Annotated in this window: 19 protein-coding genes; 7 read left to right on the forward strand and 12 right to left on the reverse strand. The window is 65.1% G+C overall.

The window, feature by feature from the left end:
* Positions 1-69: 69 nt before the first annotated feature.
* The 4 genes from EAE28_RS06470 to ptsP all read left to right on the forward strand — a co-directional run bounded on the left by EAE28_RS06470 (position 70) and on the right by ptsP (position 4,581).
* Positions 70-495 carry a DUF1178 family protein gene (locus tag EAE28_RS06470; protein ID WP_127105012.1) on the forward strand — a complete coding sequence of 142 codons (426 nt, stop codon included), beginning with the start codon at positions 70-72 and terminating at the stop codon, positions 493-495.
* Positions 496-619: 124 nt separating this feature from the next.
* Positions 620-814, forward strand: coding sequence for a hypothetical protein (locus tag EAE28_RS06475; RefSeq protein WP_164736563.1), 195 nt, complete (start codon positions 620-622; stop codon positions 812-814).
* 92 nt (positions 815-906) lie between these two features.
* Positions 907-2,169, forward strand: coding sequence for an aspartate kinase (locus tag EAE28_RS06480; RefSeq protein WP_127105014.1), 1,263 nt, complete (start codon positions 907-909; stop codon positions 2,167-2,169).
* 162 nt (positions 2,170-2,331) lie between these two features.
* On the forward strand, positions 2,332-4,581 hold the full coding sequence (gene ptsP, locus EAE28_RS06485; RefSeq protein WP_127105015.1) for a phosphoenolpyruvate--protein phosphotransferase: 2,250 nt from the start codon (positions 2,332-2,334) through the stop codon (positions 4,579-4,581).
* Here the strand turns inward: ptsP and EAE28_RS06490 are convergent.
* Positions 4,554-5,066 carry a GNAT family N-acetyltransferase gene (locus tag EAE28_RS06490; protein ID WP_127105016.1) on the reverse strand — a complete coding sequence of 171 codons (513 nt, stop codon included), beginning with the start codon at positions 5,064-5,066 and terminating at the stop codon, positions 4,554-4,556. The two genes, ptsP and EAE28_RS06490, sit on opposite strands and share 28 nt — an antisense overlap.
* A gap of 137 nt (positions 5,067-5,203) precedes the next feature.
* Here EAE28_RS06490 and EAE28_RS06495 point away from each other — a divergent pair, with 137 nt between their 5' ends.
* Positions 5,204-5,812: a flavin reductase family protein gene (locus tag EAE28_RS06495; protein WP_127105017.1), complete on the forward strand. Its 609-nt coding sequence runs from the start codon at positions 5,204-5,206 to the stop codon at positions 5,810-5,812.
* Between the two features lie 122 nt (positions 5,813-5,934).
* Here EAE28_RS06495 and EAE28_RS06500 read toward each other — a convergent pair whose 3' ends face one another.
* The 11 genes from EAE28_RS06500 to coxB all read right to left on the reverse strand — a co-directional run bounded on the left by EAE28_RS06500 (position 5,935) and on the right by coxB (position 15,473).
* On the reverse strand, positions 5,935-7,347 hold the full coding sequence (locus EAE28_RS06500) for an FAD-binding oxidoreductase (protein ID WP_127105018.1): 1,413 nt from the start codon (positions 7,345-7,347) through the stop codon (positions 5,935-5,937).
* A 2-nt stretch (positions 7,348-7,349) separates the two neighbouring features.
* Complete coding sequence (locus EAE28_RS06505; protein ID WP_220443899.1) at positions 7,350-7,883, reverse strand: DUF1697 domain-containing protein; 534 nt, start codon at positions 7,881-7,883, stop codon at positions 7,350-7,352.
* Positions 7,873-8,469, reverse strand: a complete 597-nt coding sequence (locus EAE28_RS06510) for a GNAT family N-acetyltransferase (RefSeq protein WP_425466759.1) — start codon at positions 8,467-8,469, stop codon at positions 7,873-7,875. The genes EAE28_RS06505 and EAE28_RS06510 overlap by 11 nt, the downstream gene beginning before the upstream one ends.
* On the reverse strand, positions 8,469-9,728 hold the full coding sequence (locus tag EAE28_RS06515) for a M16 family metallopeptidase (RefSeq protein ID WP_425466760.1): 1,260 nt from the start codon (positions 9,726-9,728) through the stop codon (positions 8,469-8,471). The genes EAE28_RS06510 and EAE28_RS06515 overlap by 1 nt, the downstream gene beginning before the upstream one ends.
* Positions 9,728-11,143, reverse strand: coding sequence for a threonine synthase (gene thrC / locus EAE28_RS06520; protein WP_127105021.1), 1,416 nt, complete (start codon positions 11,141-11,143; stop codon positions 9,728-9,730). The genes EAE28_RS06515 and thrC overlap by 1 nt, the downstream gene beginning before the upstream one ends.
* Positions 11,144-11,153: 10 nt before the next feature.
* Positions 11,154-11,834: an SURF1 family protein gene (locus tag EAE28_RS06525; protein WP_127105022.1), complete on the reverse strand. Its 681-nt coding sequence runs from the start codon at positions 11,832-11,834 to the stop codon at positions 11,154-11,156.
* 71 nt (positions 11,835-11,905) lie between these two features.
* Positions 11,906-12,709 (reverse strand): cytochrome c oxidase subunit 3, encoded by an 804-nt coding sequence (locus EAE28_RS06530; protein ID WP_127105023.1) that lies wholly within the window; start codon positions 12,707-12,709, stop codon positions 11,906-11,908.
* 78 nt (positions 12,710-12,787) lie between these two features.
* Positions 12,788-13,360, reverse strand: coding sequence for a cytochrome c oxidase assembly protein (locus EAE28_RS06535; RefSeq protein ID WP_127105024.1), 573 nt, complete (start codon positions 13,358-13,360; stop codon positions 12,788-12,790).
* A complete protein-coding gene (locus EAE28_RS06540) occupies positions 13,357-13,560 on the reverse strand; it encodes a hypothetical protein (protein ID WP_127105025.1) in 204 nt (67 codons plus the stop codon). Before EAE28_RS06540 ends, EAE28_RS06535 begins: the two co-directional genes overlap by 4 nt.
* Positions 13,551-14,522, reverse strand: coding sequence for a heme o synthase (gene cyoE, locus EAE28_RS06545; protein ID WP_127105026.1), 972 nt, complete (start codon positions 14,520-14,522; stop codon positions 13,551-13,553). The genes EAE28_RS06540 and cyoE overlap by 10 nt, the downstream gene beginning before the upstream one ends.
* Before the next feature lie 66 nt (positions 14,523-14,588).
* Positions 14,589-15,473: a cytochrome c oxidase subunit II gene (coxB, locus tag EAE28_RS06550; protein ID WP_425466761.1), complete on the reverse strand. Its 885-nt coding sequence runs from the start codon at positions 15,471-15,473 to the stop codon at positions 14,589-14,591.
* A 215-nt stretch (positions 15,474-15,688) separates the two neighbouring features.
* Between coxB and tldD the strand changes: the two genes are divergently transcribed.
* Entirely contained in the window at positions 15,689-17,131 is a 1,443-nt protein-coding gene (gene tldD / locus EAE28_RS06555) for a metalloprotease TldD (protein WP_127105027.1), read from the forward strand.
* Between the two features lie 82 nt (positions 17,132-17,213).
* The gene (locus tag EAE28_RS06560) at positions 17,214-18,437 is read left to right on the forward strand and encodes a glycosyltransferase family 87 protein (RefSeq protein ID WP_127105028.1); all 1,224 of its coding nucleotides are present in this window, start codon (positions 17,214-17,216) and stop codon (positions 18,435-18,437) included.
* Positions 18,438-18,440 lie beyond the last annotated feature (3 nt).

Consider the following 18,440-nt stretch of genomic DNA (forward strand, 5'->3'; position numbering starts at 1 on the left):
CGCAGCGAGACGCTTGCAGGGGCTGGCGCAAAGACTATTTTAACGATTGAGTGGCTCTATGGAGAGACAATGATCCGATACAGCCTGAAATGCGATCAGGGACACGCGTTCGAGAGCTGGTTTGCCTCGGCGTCGGGTTTTGACACGTTGAAGAAAGCGGGGCATCTGAGCTGTGCGCACTGCGGCAGCACGCAGGTCGAAAAGGCGCTGATGGCCCCCTCGGTCGCCAATGCCGACGGTGAAAGCACCGCGAAAGCGCTGACGCCCGTCGCAGGCGGACCCGAGGAAAAGCTCGCGGCCTTGCGGCGTCATGTTGAGGAAAACTCGGATTACGTCGGCACCGATTTCGTCAAACAGGCCCGCGCCATGCATCTGGGCGACGCACCCGAGCGTCCGATCTGGGGCGAAGCGCGCTTTGAAGAGGCCCGCGCGCTGGCAGAGGAAGGCGTTCCCGTCGCCCCGCTGCCGTTTATCCCCAAGGCCCGCACGAACTGAGATCCGGCGACAAACCGCGCAGTAAACCGCGCATTCTTGGCTTGGTCAGGAACTTTTCACGATTTGGGCGCATTGTCTCTGTGTCTTGCTTGTCAACAAGCCAGCCATGGAGAGAGGATCAACAATGTCGCGTATGTCCATGACCGCCCCGTCTCGTCCCGTGTCGACCGAAGGTCGCATCGACTGGGTCACGATGGGGGCCGCTGCTGCCTGTATCGCCGTTGCCGCCACGATCTCGATCGCCTCTGGCGTTGCCGGCAGCGATGGTTTCGACACCAACCAGCGCCCGCAAACCCTGCTGCACGCCAGCGCTCTGTAAGCGGTTTCGCGACCCTTGCACCGCCCGCAACCCGCGCGTAAGAGAAGCGCGCGTCGCACAAGGGGTGCCGCGCACCTGTTGCGGGGGGGTCTATGCCGATCCTGGTTATGAAATTCGGCGGAACGTCGGTGGCTGACCTGGGTCGGATCGCCAACGCCGCTGAAAAGGTGAAACGCGAAGTCGAGCGTGGCTATGACGTGATCGTCATTGTCTCGGCCATGTCGGGCAAGACCAATGAGCTGGTCAAATGGGTCAATGACACCTCGGGCTTTTACGACGCGCGCGAATATGACGCCGTTGTTTCGTCGGGTGAGAATGTCACCGCTGGCCTGATGGCGCTGCGCCTGCAAGAGATGGGCATCTCGGCCCGCAGCTGGCAGGGCTGGCAGGTGCCGATCAACACCACCTCGGCCCATAGCGCGGCGCGGTTTGAAAGCATCCCGCGCGACAACATCGACGCGAAATTCGCCGAAGGCTTCAAGGTCGCGGTCGTGGCCGGTTTTCAGGGCGTCAGCCCCGAAGGCCGCATCACCACGCTGGGCCGGGGCGGCTCGGACACCACCGCCGTCGCCTTCGCCGCCGCCTTCGATGCCGAGCGCTGCGATATCTATACCGATGTCGACGGGATCTATACCACCGATCCGCGCATCACCTCCAAAGCGCGCAAGCTTGACAAGATCAGCTTCGAGGAAATGCTCGAACTGGCGTCTCTGGGCGCGAAGGTTCTGCAAACCCGCTCGGTCGAGCTGGCGATGCGCTATAAAGTGCGCCTGCGGGTGCTGTCTTCGTTTGACGAAACCGATGAAACGTCCGGCACCTTGGTCTGTGACGAGGAGGAAATCATGGAATCGAAAGTCGTGTCCGGCGTCGCCCATTCGCGCGATGAGGCCAAGATCACCCTTTTCACCATCGAGGACCGCCCCGGCATCGCCGCCGCGATCTTTGGCCCGCTGGCCGATGCGGGGGTGAATGTCGATATGATCGTGCAGAACATCAGCGAAAAGGACTATGACGCGGCCCATGCGGGCGCTGTCACCGACATGACCTTTTCCTGCCCCGTCGATCAGGTCGCCCGCGCCAAGAAGGCGATGGAAGAAGCCCGCGCCGAGGGCAAGATCAAATATGACGAGCTGATCATCGACACCGATGTCAGCAAGGTCTCGGTCGTCGGCATCGGCATGCGGAGCCACGCCGGGGTTGCCGCGCGGATGTTCAAAGCCCTCTCGGCCGAGAACATCAACATCAAGGTGATCGCGACCTCGGAAATCAAGATCTCGGTGCTGATCGACCGGCGCTATATGGAGCTTGCCGTGCAGATTCTGCACGACGCCTTCGCTCTGGATTCTGCGGCGTGACGGTGTGCAGGCAGTCGGCTCTGCCGACGCCTGCTATTCCGGCAGATGGAATGCGGCCCGGCGTCGCCGCGCTGCGGCGTCGCAAAGGCGTTTCCTTTCGGCCTTAAGTTGATCTAAGGTCCAGTCGCGCCACCCGATAAGATGGACAGGACATTCGCACCGATGCAGGACCGTAGCGAAAGCGATAGCCGCCGCCTTCTGCAGCGCCTTCGCGACACTCTGGCCGAACCCGGGCAGGGGCAAGAGCGGCTCGACCGCATCGTCGGCCTGATCGCCGAGTCGATGAATACCGACGTGTGCTCGATCTATCTGTTTCGCGACCGCGAGACGATGGAACTCTGCGCCACGCGCGGGCTCAAGGCGGAAGCCGTCCACCGCACCCGGCTGCGTCTGGGTGAGGGTCTGGTCGGCCGCGTCGCGCGCACCGCCACCGCCGTGAACACCGCCGACGCCCCCAGCGAACGCGGTTTCCGCTACATGCCCGAAACCGGCGAAGAAATTTACTCCAGCTTTCTGGGCGTCCCCATCCAGCGGCTGGGCGAGAAGCTGGGCGTTCTGGTCGTGCAATCGAACGAAGCCCGCGCGTTCTCTGAGGATGAAGTCTACGCGTTGGACGTCGTGGCCATGGTTCTGGCCGAGATGACCGAACTGGGTGCCTTCACCAGCGAAGACACCACCATCGCCCGCCCGCACAAGCACCCGGTAATGCTGCGCGGCGGCTCAGGCCAAGAGGGCACGACCGAAGGCAACGTCTGGCTGCACGAGCCGCGAGTCGTGGTCACCAATCTGGTCAACGACGACCCGGTGGCCGAAAGCGAGCGCCTGCGTGTCGGGGTCGAGCGGCTGCGCGTTTCGGTCAATGACCTGATGCAGGCCGCCGCGACGGGCGACAAGGAACACGCCGATATTCTCGAAGCCTACCGCATGTTCGCCAACTCGCGCGGCTGGCTGCGGCGGATGGAACAGAGCATTGAGAACGGCCTGTCAGCGGAAGCGGCGGTCGAAAAAGAACAATCCGACGCCCGCGCCCGCCTGCAACAGGTGCCCGACCCCTATCTGCGCGACCGGTTGCACGATCTGGACGACCTGTCCAACCGTCTGCTGCGCATCCTGACCGGGCAAGGCCGCGACACCGGCGCTACCATGCCCGACCGCCCGATCCTTGTGGCGCGCAACATCGGGCCGGGCGAGCTGCTGGAATACGGCAAGCTGCTCAAGGGCGTCGTGCTGGAGGAAGGCTCGGTCGGCTCGCATGCCGCCGTGGTCGCCCGCGCGCTGGCGATCCCGCTGGTCGTGCATTGCGACGGTGTCACAACCGAGGCGCTGAACGGCGACACGATCATCGTCGATGGCGACGAAGGCGTGGTGCATCTGCGCCCCGATGAAAGCGTGGCCTCGGCCTACCGCGACAAGATCATCATGCAGACGCAGGCCGCCGCCCGCTTTGCCGCGCTGCGCGATTTGCCCGCACAAGCGACCTGTGGCTCACTGGTGGGGCTGCACATGAACGCGGGCATCATGGCTGACCTGCCCTCGCTCAGTGGCTCTGGTGCCGAAGGCGTCGGGCTGTTCCGCACCGAGCTGCAGTTCCTGCTGCGCAATTCGATGCCGCGCCGCTCGGATCTGGCCGCGCTCTATGCCCGCGTGCTCAAGGCCGCCGACGGCAAGCGCGTGGTGTTCCGCACGCTCGACATCGGCTCGGACAAGGTGATGCCCTACATGAACCGGCCCGAGGAGCCAAACCCCGCGATGGGCTGGCGGGCGGTGCGGGTCGGCCTGGACAAAAAGGGCGTGATGCGCATGCAGCTGCAGGCGCTGATCCGCGCCTCGGCCGGGCGACCGCTGACCGTGATGTTCCCGCTGGTCGCCGAAATGTCAGAGTTTGTGCAGGCGCGTGAGCTGCTCCTGCGCGAGATCGAGCGCGAGGCCCATCTGGGACACCTGCTGCCCGAAAAACTGGAAGTCGGCGCGATGCTGGAAACCCCCAGCCTCGCCTTTGCGCCGGATGCGTTCTTCAAGATGGCCGATTTCATCTCGATCGGTGGCAATGACCTCAAACAGTTCTTCTACGCGGCTGACCGCGAAAATGAACTGGTGCGCCGTCGCTACGACACGCTGTCGACGTCCTTCATCACCTTCATCCAGAAAATCGTCCAGCGCTGCGCCGAAAACGGCACCGCCCTCAGTTTCTGCGGTGAGGATGCCGGTCGCCCGGTCGAGGCCTTGACGCTGATCGGTGCCGGTGTGCGCTCGCTGTCGATGCGTCCGGCGTCGATTGGCCCGGTCAAGGATCTGATCCGCCGCGCCGATTGCTCGGTGGTGTCGTCGATCATCGAAGAGGCCAAGGCGCGCGGCGAAGAGCGCCTGCGCCCGCTGATCAACGATTACGTGCGCAGCCTGTCATCGCTCTGACCGGCCTCCCAGCGCGTCACGGCTCCGGTGATCCCGGCCCACGCGCCCTCGGCCAGTTCCAGCCCCAGAACCCGGTCCGGGTTCGTCGGCGGTGGCATGAGCACGCCGGGCAGCCGCGTAAAGCCGAAGCGCTGGTAATAGGGCGCGTCGCCGACCAGCATCACCCGCTCCCAGCCCAGCCGCCGCGCCCGGCGCAGGCTTTCGCGGATCAACAGGCCCGCCAGCCCCTCGCCCTGCCGCGTCGGGTGCACGGCCACCGGCCCCAGCAGCAACGCCGCCACACCACCGACCCGCACCGGCCAGTAGCGGATCACGCCCGCCAATGCCTCGGTTTCATCCCAGAGCGCCAGACACAGATCGGCGACCGGCGGCACGTCGTCGCGCAGCCGGTACGAAGACAGCGCCGTGCGCCCGGGCGCAAAGCACAGGTCATACAGCGCCTCGACTTCCCACCAATCGGCAGGCTCTTCCCGCTCCAGATCCAACCGCCCCTCCACCTCTGCCCGGATTATCCCTGCCGCGGCACCCGTGGGGGATGCGGAAAGGCTGGACTCGCCCCTAACACGCGTTAAATCCAAGATCAAATCCCCGCCGCACCCCAAGACCTGCCCCAAGGATACCCATGTTTTATCGCCCCGCCGATGGCCACGGCCTGCCCCACAACCCGTTCAACGCCCTCGTCTCGCCCCGGCCCATCGGCTGGATCTCGACCGGAGGCGCGGATGGCAGCGAAAACCTCGCGCCCTACTCGTTCTTCAACGCTGTCGCCTATGTGCCGCCGCAAGTGATGTTCGCCTCGACCGGTGCCAAACCTGACCGCGACAACACCAAGGACAGCATCGCCAACATCCGCGAAACCGGTGTCTTCTGCGTGAATGTGGTCTCCAAGACGCTGCTGCACGCGATGAACACCACCTCCGGCCCGTGGCCCAAAGAGGTGGACGAGTTCAGCATGGCAGGGCTTGAGCGCACCGACTGCGACACCATCGCCTGTTCGCGCGTCACCGCCGCGCCCGCCTCGCTGGAATGCCGCGTGACCCAGATCATCCCGCTGAAGGGCAAGGCCAACACGCTGGTGCTGGGCGAAGTCACCGGCATCCACCTGCACCCCGATTGCCTGATCGACGGCCGCTTCGCCTATGAAACCTTCACCCCCGTCGGCCGCCTCGGCTACCGCGACTACGCTTATGTCGACGACCCGTTCGAACTCTCCCGCCCCGGCGAAAGCTGAGACGACCAGCGCTTTCATCTTGCCGCAAATACGCCCACCCGTTCTCAACCCGCGCGCGCCTCGCCCGAAAGGCACGGGCGCGCGCACGAGCGGGGGGGTGGGTGGGAGCGACGCGCGCGCGCCTAGTCCCTGAGCACCACGCCGGGGTTCAGGATGCCGTGCGGGTCGAGCGCGGCCTTGATCTGCCGCATCACCGCCAACCCGACCTGATCGCCATAGCGCTCCAGATCGTCGGTCTTCAGCCGCCCGATGCCATGCTCGGCGCTGACCGACCCGTCGAAATCGGCCACCAGATCATGCACCGTTTCGATCACCTGGGCGCGGATCGGTTCATACTCGGCGCGGTCACGGCCTTGGGCCGGGAAGACGTTGAAATGCAGATTGCCGTCGCCGACATGGCCAAAGCAGTTGATCCGCATATCCCCCAATGCCGTCAGCGCCGCCGTGGCGCGCTCGATGAAGTCCGGGATCGCCGCCAGCGGCACCGACACATCATGGCTGGCTACCGCCCCGATCAGCCGGTTGGCTTCCGGGATCGCCTCGCGCAGCGCCCAGAACTGCGCGCGCTGTGCCTCGTTCGACGCAATCACCCCGTCGCTGACCAGCCCGTCCTCGGCGGCGGCCTCGAACAGCGCTTCCAGCTCGACCACCGGGTCCAGCGCGGCGATCAGGCCCAGGTCGATCAGCACCATCCAGTCGGGCACGTCGGCAAAAGGTTGGCGCACCTGCGGCAGCACCTCGGCCACGAAACGCGGCCCCTGCCCGGCCATCAGCTCAAAGCCCGAGATCCCCTCGCCCAGCCGCGCCTGCGCCAAGGCCAGCAGTTTCAGCGCCGCCTCGGGCGACGGCACCACCAGCATCGCAGCACCCGTGCGCGCGGGCCGCTGGAACAGCCGCAACGAGGCTGCCGTGATCACCCCCAGCGTGCCTTCCGAGCCGATCATCAGGTGCCGCAGATCATAACCCATGTTGTTCTTGCGCAGGCGTTTGAGGCCGTTGAGCACCGAGCCATCGGCCAGCACCACTTCCAGCCCCAGCGTCAGCTCGCGCATATTGCCCCAGCGCAGCACGCCCGTGCCGCCCGCGTTGGTGCCCAGCAGCCCGCCGATCCGCGCCGATCCTTCCGAGCCCAGCGACAACGGGAACAGCCGGTCCACATCGGCCGCAGCATTCTGCACATCGGCCAGAATGCAGCCCGCCTCGGCCACCATGACATTGCCCGCAGGCTCGACCGCCCGAACCCGGTTCATCCGCTCCAGCGACAGGATCAGCGGCGCGGGTCCTGCGGTCATCACCTGCCCGCCGACCAACCCGGTGCCGCCGCCATAGGGCACCACACCGACCCGTGCCACCTGCGCAGCCTTGACGATGGTGGCGACCTCAGCGGTTGACGCGGGGCAGGCCACCGCCCCCGCCTGCCCCAGATACCGCCCGCGCGGCTCGCGCAGGTAGCGGTCCTCGACCGGGCGCAGGGTGCGGGCGGGCAGCGCCGCTTCCAGAGCGTCCAGAAAACCGGAATCGCAGGGGTTCAGCATGCTCACAGCTCCTGAGCCAGGGTCGCGATGGCCTGAGCCACGCGCGCGTTGCGGACGGTCATCGCCACGGCCAGCTTGCGCTCGGCCTGCGCCGCCAGTTTCGAGCGGCCAATCCCGGCAGGCGCGTGCAGGTAGAAGGCCGCCGGGGTCAGGGCGCAGCGCTCGTCACCGACGGCGAGTTCTTCCAAGACGTCCACACTAACGGTGCTGGGGCTGGCCAGAAACCCGATCGACACCTTGCCCGGATCTTCCCCGGCAAACGGATTCGCTTCCAGCACAGTCTCGAAGGCTGGCAGGTCCAGCACCAGCGATTCGGGCGTAAAGGCAAACCGCGCGCCGATGGCTTGCGAAATAAGCGTACCCAGCTCCTCGCGCCCCTGTGGGTCACGGAACACCGCGTTGCCGCTCTGGATATGTGTGCGCACGTCGACCAGCCCCAGCCCCGCCAGAATCTCGCGCAGATCCGCCATCGGCAGTTTGCGGTGCGCGCCGACATTGACGCCGCGCAACAGCAGGATGCGCGGGTCAGGCGACATCGGTGCGCCCGCGCCGGTCGCCCCGCAGGTTGGAGTAGAGCACATGGTTGCGCCAGCGACCGTTGATCTGCAGATAGCTCTGCGCCACGCCCTCGTATTTGAAGCCCGACTTCTCCAGCACCGCGCGCGAGGCGGCGTTTTCGGGCAGGCAGGCGGCCTCGATCCGGCTGATGTCGAGCTGGGTGAAGGCGTGATGCACCACGGCGCGCAATGCCTCGCGCATGTAGCCGTGGCGCGCAAAGGGCTGGCCGATCCAGTAGCCCACCGTCCCCGACAGCGCCGGGCCGCGCCGGATGTTGTCCAGCGTGATCGCGCCCAACAGCTGCTCGTCGCTGCGCCGGATCAGGAACAGCGGCAGCGCCGTGCCCTGTTTGCGCACCCGCGCCGCCCATTGCACCCGGCCGGTAAACGCGCGCCGCGTCAGATGGTCATCGGCCCATGTTGGCTCCCACGGGACCAGAAAACTGGCCGAGGCCTCGCGCACCGCCGACCACATGCGAAAGTCGGCGTGTTCGGGCAGGCGCAGGCTCAGCCGTTCGGTGTCCAGCCGGAATCGTCGCTTCGATGCCAGCAGGAAGCCGGACATTACGCCACCAACCTTTCGCGCAGCGCCTCCAGCGATGGCGCGGTGTCGACCGGACCATAGAGCGCCATCGACAGGCGGCCTTCGCTGACCAGCTTTTCGGCATAGGTCTTGAGCGCGGTCAGGTCCACGGCGTCGATCCGCTCGACGGTCTCTTCAAGGCTGGGCACGCGGTCCCAGATCGCCAGCAGCCGCGCCAGACGTTCGGCCCGGCTGGACGGGCTTTCCAGCCCCATCAGCAGCCCGGCTTTCATCTGCGTGCGGGCGCGGGCGACCTCGGCTTCGGTCAGGTCAGTGGTCGCGCGGCGCAGCTCGTCGATGGTCAGGTTGGCCAGATCGTGCACGTCCTTGGCCCCGGTGCCCGAATAGAGCGTGATTGAGCCAGTATCCTCATGCGCCCCCGCCTGCGCGAAGGTGGTATAGCACAGGCCGCGTTCCTCGCGCAGTTTCTGGAACAAGCGCGAGGACATGCCGCCGCCCATCACGCCCGAGTACACCTGCGCCGTGAACAGATCGGCGTCGCGGAACGAGGGGGCCTCGAACGCCAGCGCGAAATGGGCCTGTTCAAGGTCCTTGATCTCGCGCCGCTCGTTCATCTCGAATCGTGCAGGTTCGATGACCGGCAGGGCCACGGCGGGCAGGCTGCCGAACAGCGCCTCGGCCAGCTTGACCAGCGTGTCATGATGCACTGCACCCGAGGCGGCGAGGATCATCTGCCCCGGCCCGTAGTGTCCGCCGACAAAGCGACGCAGATCGGCGGCACCGTAGTTGGCGATACGCTCAGCCGGCCCGAGGATCGGGCGACCAATCGGCTGATCCGGGTAGGTCGCCTCTTGCAGCCAGTCGAAAATCACGTCGTCGGGCGTATCCGCCGCCTGACCGATTTCCTGCAGGATGACATGGCGCTCGACCTCGATCTCGCGCTGGTCAAAGGCCGGATTCAGCACGATGTCGGCGATCACGTCCAGCGCGAGGGGCACGTCGGCCTCAAGCACGCGGGCGTAATAGGCGGTCATCTCGCGGCTGGTATAGGCGTTGATATAGCCGCCAACATCCTCGATTTCCTCGGCGATCTGCAGGGCCGTGCGCTTGGCCGTGCCCTTGAACGCCATATGTTCGAGAAAATGCGCGATGCCGTTCTGGTCGGCTTTTTCGTGGCGCGCACCGGCGGTGACCCAGATCCCGACCGCCGCGCTGGCAAGTCCGGGCATGGGTTCAGTAACGATGCGGAAACCGTTGGACAGCGTCGTGATGCGATGCATCAAACCCCCGCCGCGTTAGAAGTCGTCACGTTGGAAATACGTTGCAGGATCAGCGCCTGCAGGGCGGCGCGGTCGTTGGGCATACGGGTAACGCGCTCCTCGCGCTCGAACAGATCAGCCATGCGCGGCGGCAGCGGCGGGCGGATGCCGCTTGCGGCCTCGACGGCGTCGGGGAATTTGGCGGGATGGGCGGTGGCCAGCGTGATCATCGGGTTGGTGCCGAGATGCTCCTCAGCCACGGCCACACCGACCGCCGAATGCGGGCAGAGCAGTTCGGCCGAATTGGCCAGCGTCGCCTTGATGGTGGCCGAGGTTTCAGCCTCGCTCACCCGGCCCGAGGCGAAGACCTCGCGCAGGGCCTGCAGCGCGCCCTGGCTTACGGTGAACTGGCCGGTCGTCTTCAGCTCATCCATCAGCTGCGCCACGGCGTTACCATCGCGCCCATAGGCGTCAAACAGCGCCCGCTCGAAGTTCGAGCTGACCTGAATGTCCATCGACGGCGAGATCGACGGCGTGACGCCTTCGGTCTGGTACACGCCGGTGGTCAGGCACCGGTGCAGGATGTCGTTCTGGTTCGTCGCGATCACCAGCTTGCCGATCGGCAGGCCCATCTTGCGCGCGATATAGCCCGCGAAGATGTCACCGAAATTGCCGGTGGGCACGGTGAAATCGACCGGGCGCAGCGGCGCGCCCAGACTGGTGGCGGCGCTGAAGTAATAGACTACCTGCGCCAGAACGCGCGCCCAGTTGATGCTGTTGACCCCCGCCAACCGCACCCGGTCGCGGAAGTCGAAATCGTTGAACATGTCCTTCAGCAGGCCTTGGCAGGTGTCGAAATCGCCATCGACCGCCAGCGCATGGACGTTCGACTCGGCCGGCGTCGTCATCTGACGGCGCTGAACCTCGGACACGCGGCCATGCGGGAACAGGATGAACACATCGACGTTGCTCAGGCCCTTGAAGGCCTCGATCGCGGCAGACCCGGTATCGCCCGAGGTCGCGCCGACGATGGTCACCCGGTCGCCCGACCGGGTGAGCGAGGCCTGAAACAGCTGACCGATCAGCTGCATGGCGAAGTCCTTGAACGCCAGCGTCGGGCCGTGGAACAGTTCCAGCAGGAAGTGGTTGGGCGCGAGTTGCTTGAGCGGCGCGCGCGCGGCATGGCCGAAACCGGCGTAGGCCTGCGCAATCAGGGTCTTGAATTCTGCGTCGGTGAAGGTCTCGCCGATGAAGGGGTTCATCACCCGAAAGGCGATCTCTTCATAGGGCAACCCGGCCATCGCCGTGATCTCGGCCTCGGTCAGGGTTGGAATGCTTTCGGGCACATAAAGGCCCCCGTCCCGTGCGAGGCCTGTCAGCATCGCCTGTTCAAACGTCAGAACGGGCGCAGCGCCCCGGGTCGAAATGTACTGCATGGAGATATCCTTAGACCGTGCTGCGCCTCATACGCCAGACCAGCGCGAATGTCATCACTGCCCAGACGGCGGCCAGCATAAACCAGGTCATCGCGTATTCCAGATGGTCGTTCTTGATCGACACGGTGTTCATCGGCATCGTCATCAGCGGCGAGACGGCGGCGCTGTCACTGCTGGCGATGATCAGGAACGGCTCGGCGTTCAGAACGGCGGCGATCGGGGCCGGATCGCGGGCGAACCACAGGCCACGGCCCATGTCCGGCGCGGGGGTGAAGCTGTCGGTCTCGTCAGGCCAGTCGAGGTTGCCGGTTACGGTCACGTCTTGCGAGACCAGCATCAGCCCGTCGCGCTGTGCCTCGGGTACATAGCCCCGGTCGACCAGAAGGCGGCGTCCGGTGTCGGTTTCCAGCACCTCGATCACCTGCATGCCCGGCCCGGCTTCGCGTTGGCTGGACAGGACATCGACCGACTCGCCGGTAAAGCGACCATGCGCCAGAACGGGGGTGTAGCGGTCGCGCGATTCGACGGGCGCCTCGGGCACGGCGACAGGCTCGTTGTGGATGCGCGCTTCGATCTGGGCGATCAGCGACTCTTTCCACGCCAGCCGCTTGATCTGCCACGTGCCCAGCGACAACAGGATCGCGATGCCCACGATCCCGAAAATACCCGCGCCGATCATTCGTGTGTTCACGATACCACTCCGTCGAATAGAGACGGGGGGCAGATAGCCCCCCGTTAAGCGTTCAGCAAGATGCGCTGGTGTCAGCCTTGGCCCCAGACATAGACGGCGGCGAACAGGAACAGCCAGACCACGTCCACAAAGTGCCAGTACCACGCAGCAGCTTCAAAGCCGACGTGGCGTTCGGGCGTGAAGTGCCCGGCACGGACGCGCAGGTAGCAGATGAACAGGAAGATCGTGCCGATCACCACGTGGAAACCGTGGAAGCCGGTCGCCATGAAGAAGTTGGCGCCATAGATGTTGCCGGCAAAGCCAAAGCCCGCGTGGCTGTACTCGTAGGCCTGCAACACGGTGAAGATCATCCCCAGCACGACCGAGATGATCAGGCCGGTTTTCACATCGTTGCGGTTGTTCTCATGCACCAGCGCGTGGTGCGCCCAGGTCGCCGCGCAGCCCGACAGCAGCAGGATCAGCGTGTTGATCAGCGGCAGGTGCCAGGGGTCGAACGTGGTGATGCCGACGGGCGGCCAGGGACCGTCCACGGCAGGCGATTGCGGACCCATCGGGTACATCGCGTGCTTGAAGAAGCTCCAGAACCATGCCGCGAAGAACATGACTTCGGACATGATGAACAGGATAAAGCCATAGCGCAGGCCGATCACGACGACCGGCGTGTGGTCGCCCGACTGGCTTTCCGTCACCACGTCCGACCACCAGGCGAACATGATGTAAAGCACACCGACAAGGCCGATCAGGAAGATCCACGGCCCGGAGCCGTGCATCCACAGGATCGCGCCGGTCAGCATGGCGAAGGCCGAGACGGCACCGAGGAAGGGCCAGATCGACGGCGGAAGGATGTGGTAATCGTGGTTCTTTGCGTGGGCCATGTGGATTCCCTCAGACGTTCCCGTTTCTTGCCGCTGGCGCGGTCCTGCGTTCGTCGCACCCTCCCCGGGTGCGGTCAGTCAGTTCGTAGCGACCGGGGCTGCGCTTTCGGGCAGCTCGGCCGGATGGAAAGTATAGCTTAGCGTAATCGTGTTAATGTCGCGCGCATCCATATCGTTGACCAGATCGGGGTCAACGTAGAACGTCACGGGCATCTGCACCCGCTCGCCGGGCTGCAAGACCTGCATGGTGAAGCAGAAGCAGGCGATTTTGGTGAAATAGCCACCCGCCGCGTAAGGCGTGACGTTGTAGCTGGCCGTCCCCGCCACAACGTGATCGGTCGGGTTATACGCTTCATAGAAGGCGATGCCGGTTTCACCGATGCGCAGGGTCATGGTGCGTTCGACCGGGCGGAATTCCCACGGGAAGCCGCGCTCGACCGAGGCATCAAAGCGGATGTTGATCGTCTGGTCGAGGATCTCATCCGAGGCAACCTCGGCCACCTGCGTGGTGCCGCCAAAGCCGGTCACGCGGCAAAACAGGTTGTAGAGCGGCACCGCTGCCCAGGCGAGCGAGGCCATGACAACCACAACGCAGACCGAAGCCGCTGCCGTGCGGCTTTTGCCATCAAGTCCTGCCCACCAGTTTCTCATTCGCTGGCTCCCGCGCGACGCAAGGTCGGGTCGGATTCAGGCTGGTACACGTGGTCATAGCCCTGCATCGGCTCGCCGCGTTGCACCTTGGCAATGCTCAGGCCGAAAACCAGCAGGACAAACGCCATCAGCGTCAGCCCGACACCCAGATTGCGGCCCCGGCGGCGCTGGTGCAGCTCGTGTTCTTGGTTCAGCGCCATATCAGTGACTCCCAGCCCAATGTGGTCGACAAGGCGTTGGCCCAAGGCGTTGCTTCGACCAGAAACGCCGCGAAATGCAAGAACAGATAGGCCAGCGACAGCGCAAAGAAGCGCTTTTCTACGGCGTAAGAGTCCGCCTCGGCGGCCTCTTCGCGGCGGCGCCAGATGCGGACCGCGCCGAACAGGAAAAGAGCGTTCAGCACAAGGGAGACAGCGAAATAGATCGGTCCACCGATCGCGGTGAAGGCCGCGCCCAGAGCAACGGGGGCCAGCAGGATCGTATAGACCAGAATATGCGTGCGCGTGGATTTGCGGCCGTGGGTCACGGTCAGCATCGGCACCTTGGCCTTTTCGTAATCACTGTTGATGAACAGCGCCATGGCCCAGAAATGCGGCGGGGTCCACATGAAGATCAGCGCGAACATCAGCACCGCTTCCAGACCGACGTGCCCGGTCGCCGCGACCCAGCCGATCATCGGAGGGAATGCGCCGGCCGCGCCGCCGATGACGATGTTCTGCGGCGTCGAGCGCTTCAGCCACATTGTATAAACAACGGCATAGAAGAAGATGGTGAAGGCCAGCAGACCGGCGGCCAGCAGATTGGTCGCAAGGCCGAGCATCACCACCGACAGACCCGACAGCGCCAGACCCAGACCCAGCGCCTCGCCCGGCTCGACCAGGCCCGACGGGACCGGGCGCTTGGCCGTGCGGCGCATGACGCGGTCAATATCGGCGTCCCACCACATGTTCAGCGCGCCCGAGGCCCCGGCCCCCAGCGCGATGAAGATGATCGCCGCCAGCGCTTCGATCGGGTGCAAAGGGACGGGGGCGACGAACAGGCCGACCATCGCCGTGAACACCACCAGCGACATAACGCGGGGCTTGAGCAGCTGGACATAGTCGTTGAAACCGGCTTCGCCGGTTCCGCCCTGCCCTGAGATCTCTGCGCGCATGTCTGTCATGGTATCCTCAAAATAGGTCAGGCGCCGCGTGGGTCAGTGCCCTCACGCGGCGCCCGCTTGGTCAGATCAGTTCGAGGCCAGCTCGACCGCAGGGGTGTACCCCGGCGCAGCAGCGAGGTTGGTCGCGCCCTGCTCTTGCAGCCAGGCGATGTATTCCTCTTCGGTCACAGCGTGGACCGTGATCGGCATATAGGCGTGCTCTTGACCGCACAGCTCGGAACACTGGCCGAAATAGATCCCCGGCTCGTCAACGTTGAACCAGGCTTCGGCCAGACGGCCCGGGACGCCATCCTGCTTGATGCCGAACGCAGGCATCGCCCACGAGTGGATCACGTCACCGCCGGTGATCTGCAGGACAACGTTGCGGTTGATCGGCACGACAACCTGCGTGTCGGTGGCCAGCAGGTAATGGCGCGGCTCGTAGCCTGCGGCCTCAAGCTCGTCGCGCTCAAGACGGTAGCTGGAGAATTCGACGCCGTGATCGACGTATTCATAGCCCCAGAACCACTGATAGCCGGTGACTTTGATGGTCACGTCAGCCTCAGGCATGGTCTGGTCCTTGAACAGCGCCGGAACGCTGAACGCACCGATGAAGATCAGGATGAAGATCGGCAGGATCGTCCACGCCACTTCCAGCGGCGAGTTATGCGTAAAACGCGAGGGCGTCGGGTTCGAGCGACGGTTGTAGCGGATGACCACCCAGACCATCAGACCCGTCACGAACACCGAGATCGCGATGATAATATAGAGAAGCATGTGGTCGATGGCGTGGCTGGTCACCGAGACCGGCGAATGCGCTTCTTGCAGCGCGATGCCGCCGGCATGCGGTTCGCCGATAAAGTTCAGCTCCTGCGCCAGTGCTTGACCGGCCACCGTCATCGACAGCGCCGCACCGCCCACAAGACCGCCCAGGCCGGCAGCACGACGGGTGAGGTCCTTGAAAAGATGCATTGTATGTTCCCGTTTTACGCGGCCCTTCGACCGTCATTCTCCGCCGCCCCGCCACAGAGCGTCCGATCAACCTTGACCGGCCTCACGAAATCGGGGGCGGTTTCCCTCTCACCTAAAATCATATTAGCATCGTCAGAACAAGCCAAACCAATGCGTCAGGTTGCCGCCATTTGACCTGTGTCAAAGACATGCTGCACTGCCGCGAAAGGAACCCGATGCCCGCGCCCGCCCAATCCCTGCCCGAGGCCAGCCGTTTTCGGCCCTTTGAGACCCTTCTTGACCGCGACTCGGCGCTTGTCGTCCTGCGCGAGGCCGTCGCCGGTGCTGACGACGGAGAGTTGTTCCTTGAGCGTCGCCGCTCCGAATCACTCGTCCTGGACGATGGACGCATCCGCAACGCCACCTATGACGCGGCCGAGGGATTCGGCCTGCGCGCGGTGCGCGGTGATGTCGCAGGCTACGCGCATTCGACGCAAGTGACAGAATCCGCCCTGCGCCGCGCCGCAGCGACGGCCCGGCTGGCCGTGGGCAGCGGCGGCGGCACGCTGGCCGAGGCGCCGCTCGGCACCAACCGTCACCTGTATGGCGATTTCGACCCGATCACCGACGCCAGCTTTGCCGCCAAGCTTGAAACCCTGCGCGCCATCGACGATTTCGTCCGCGCTCTGGACGCCCGGGTCGTGCAGGTGACGGCCAGCCTTGCGGCTTCGCTGCAAGAGGTCGCGATCCTGCGCCCCGAGGGCGGCCTGACCACCGACATCCGCCCCATGGCACGGATCTCGATCGCGGTGATCGTCGAACGCGACGGGCGGCGCGAATCGGGCCATTACGGCGGCGGCGGGCGCATTGGCCTGCATGGGCTGATGGAAGCCGACCACTGGCAACCCATCGCCCGCGAGGCGCTGCGCGTCGCGCTGGTCAACCTCGACGCCGTGCCCGCCCCTGCCGGGATGATGGATGTGGTGCTTGGCCCCGGCTGGCCCGGCATCCTTCTGCACGAGGCTGTCGGTCATGGGCTGGAAGGCGATTTCAACCGCAAGAAGACCTCGGCCTTTGCCGGGCTGATGGGCCAGCAGGTCGCGTCCAAGGGCGTGACGGTTCTGGACGACGGCACCATCCCTGACCGCCGCGGCTCGATCACCGTGGATGACGAGGGCACGCCATCGGCCAGAAACGTGCTGATCGAGGACGGTGTGCTGGTCGGCTACATGCAGGACCGCCAGAACGCCCGGCTGATGGGTGTTCTGGCCACCGGCAACGGCCGACGCGAAAGCTATGCCCATGCCCCGATGCCGCGCATGACCAACACCTATATGCTGGGTGGCACCGACGATCCGGCGGATCTTGTCTCAAGCATGAAGGACGGGATCTGGGCCGTGGGCTTTGGCGGCGGGCAGGTGGATATTACCTCGGGCAAGTTCGTGTTCTCGTGCACCGAAGCGTACCGCGTGCGCAACGGCAAGATCGGCGAGCCGGTGCAGGGCGCAACGCTGATCGGCGACGGGCCGACCTCGCTGCGCAATGTGCGCGGGATCGGCAACGACATGGCGCTGGATCCCGGCATCGGCAATTGCGGCAAGGCCGGGCAATGGGTGCCGGTGGGCGTGGGGCAACCGTCGCTGCTGATCGGCGGATTGACGGTGGGCGGGGTCGCCTGACCCCGCTACCCGCGTTGCGCCCCTGCGCGGTCAGGGTTAGGCTCTGCCCCAAACCCGGATAAACCGGGCACAGGGGCATGGCATGACAGCATCGCAAGACATTGCGCCACAGACCGCACCGCCATCGCGGCTGTTGCGCAACCGCGTTCTGGCGCTTGTGCTGATCGGTTTCTTTTATTTGGCGATCTATCTGGCCGCCCAGATGCGACCGACCCTTGGCGCAGGCAATTCGCTGGTCGATTTCGACGCGTTCTACATCGTCGGGCAATTGATCGCCGAGGGGCGCGCGGCACAGGCCTATGATCCTGCGGTCATGGCGGAAATCCAGTCGGCGCTGCTGGGGCACAACAGCTTCATGCCCTGGACCTATCCGCCGATGTTCGATCTGGTCGTCGCGCCGCTGCCCCTGCTGCCGCGCGGCATCGCTTATGCGCTGTTCACCGGCGTGACGCTCGCTTTCTATCTGGCAATGATCGCGCGCCTGTCGGGCACGGCCTTTCTGGCTGTCCTTTTGACGATGACCCCGCTCATCTACATTAACGTTAACGTCGGCCAGAACGCCTTTTTGACCGGCGGGCTGGTGGCGGTGTTTGTCGCCCTCAGCTTGCGCGGCAAGACCTCTGCGGGCTTGCCGCTGGGGCTGATGGTCATCAAGCCGCATCTGGCGGTCGGACTGGGTGTGCATGCGCTCATCGCGGGGCGCTGGCGGGTTCTTGCGGTGGCCTGCACCGTCGCGCTCGCCTTCGCGGCTCTGGCCACGCTGGCCTTTGGCCCCGATATCTGGACCGCCTTCCGCAGCGGCGTCGCGGCGGCAAGCCACGCCCTGTCCACCGATTTCTACCCGTTGTTCCTGATGACGTCGGTCTATGCGCTGCTGCATTCGCTGGGCGTGCCGCCGCAGATCGCGCTGTGGGTGCAGATTGGCATCGGCCTGACCGCCTGCGCGCTGATCGCGCTGGCGGTGCGCGCACGCCTGCCTTTGCACCAGACACTGGCCATCGCGTGTTTTGGCTCGGCCTTGGTCAGCCCCTATCTTTACGCCTATGACATGACGATTGCCGGGGTCGGGCTGGCCCTGATCGCCCGCGACCTGCTGGCTCGGGCCACCACGGTTGAGAAGACCCTGTTGCTGGTGCTGGTCTGGCTGGCCTGTGGCTGGGGTCTGGTTCACGCGCATATCATGGCCGGGATGCCGTGGGAGCAGCGCACAGCCGTCGCCCGCGATCTGATCTCTTACGGCGCGGTCGCCTATCTGCTGGTGCTGGCCCTGACCGCGCGCATCCTGCGCCGCCCTGTTGAGGCCTGAGCC

The sequence above is a fragment of the Pararhodobacter zhoushanensis genome (assembly GCF_003990445.1).
Taxonomy (GTDB): domain Bacteria; phylum Pseudomonadota; class Alphaproteobacteria; order Rhodobacterales; family Rhodobacteraceae; genus Pararhodobacter; species Pararhodobacter zhoushanensis.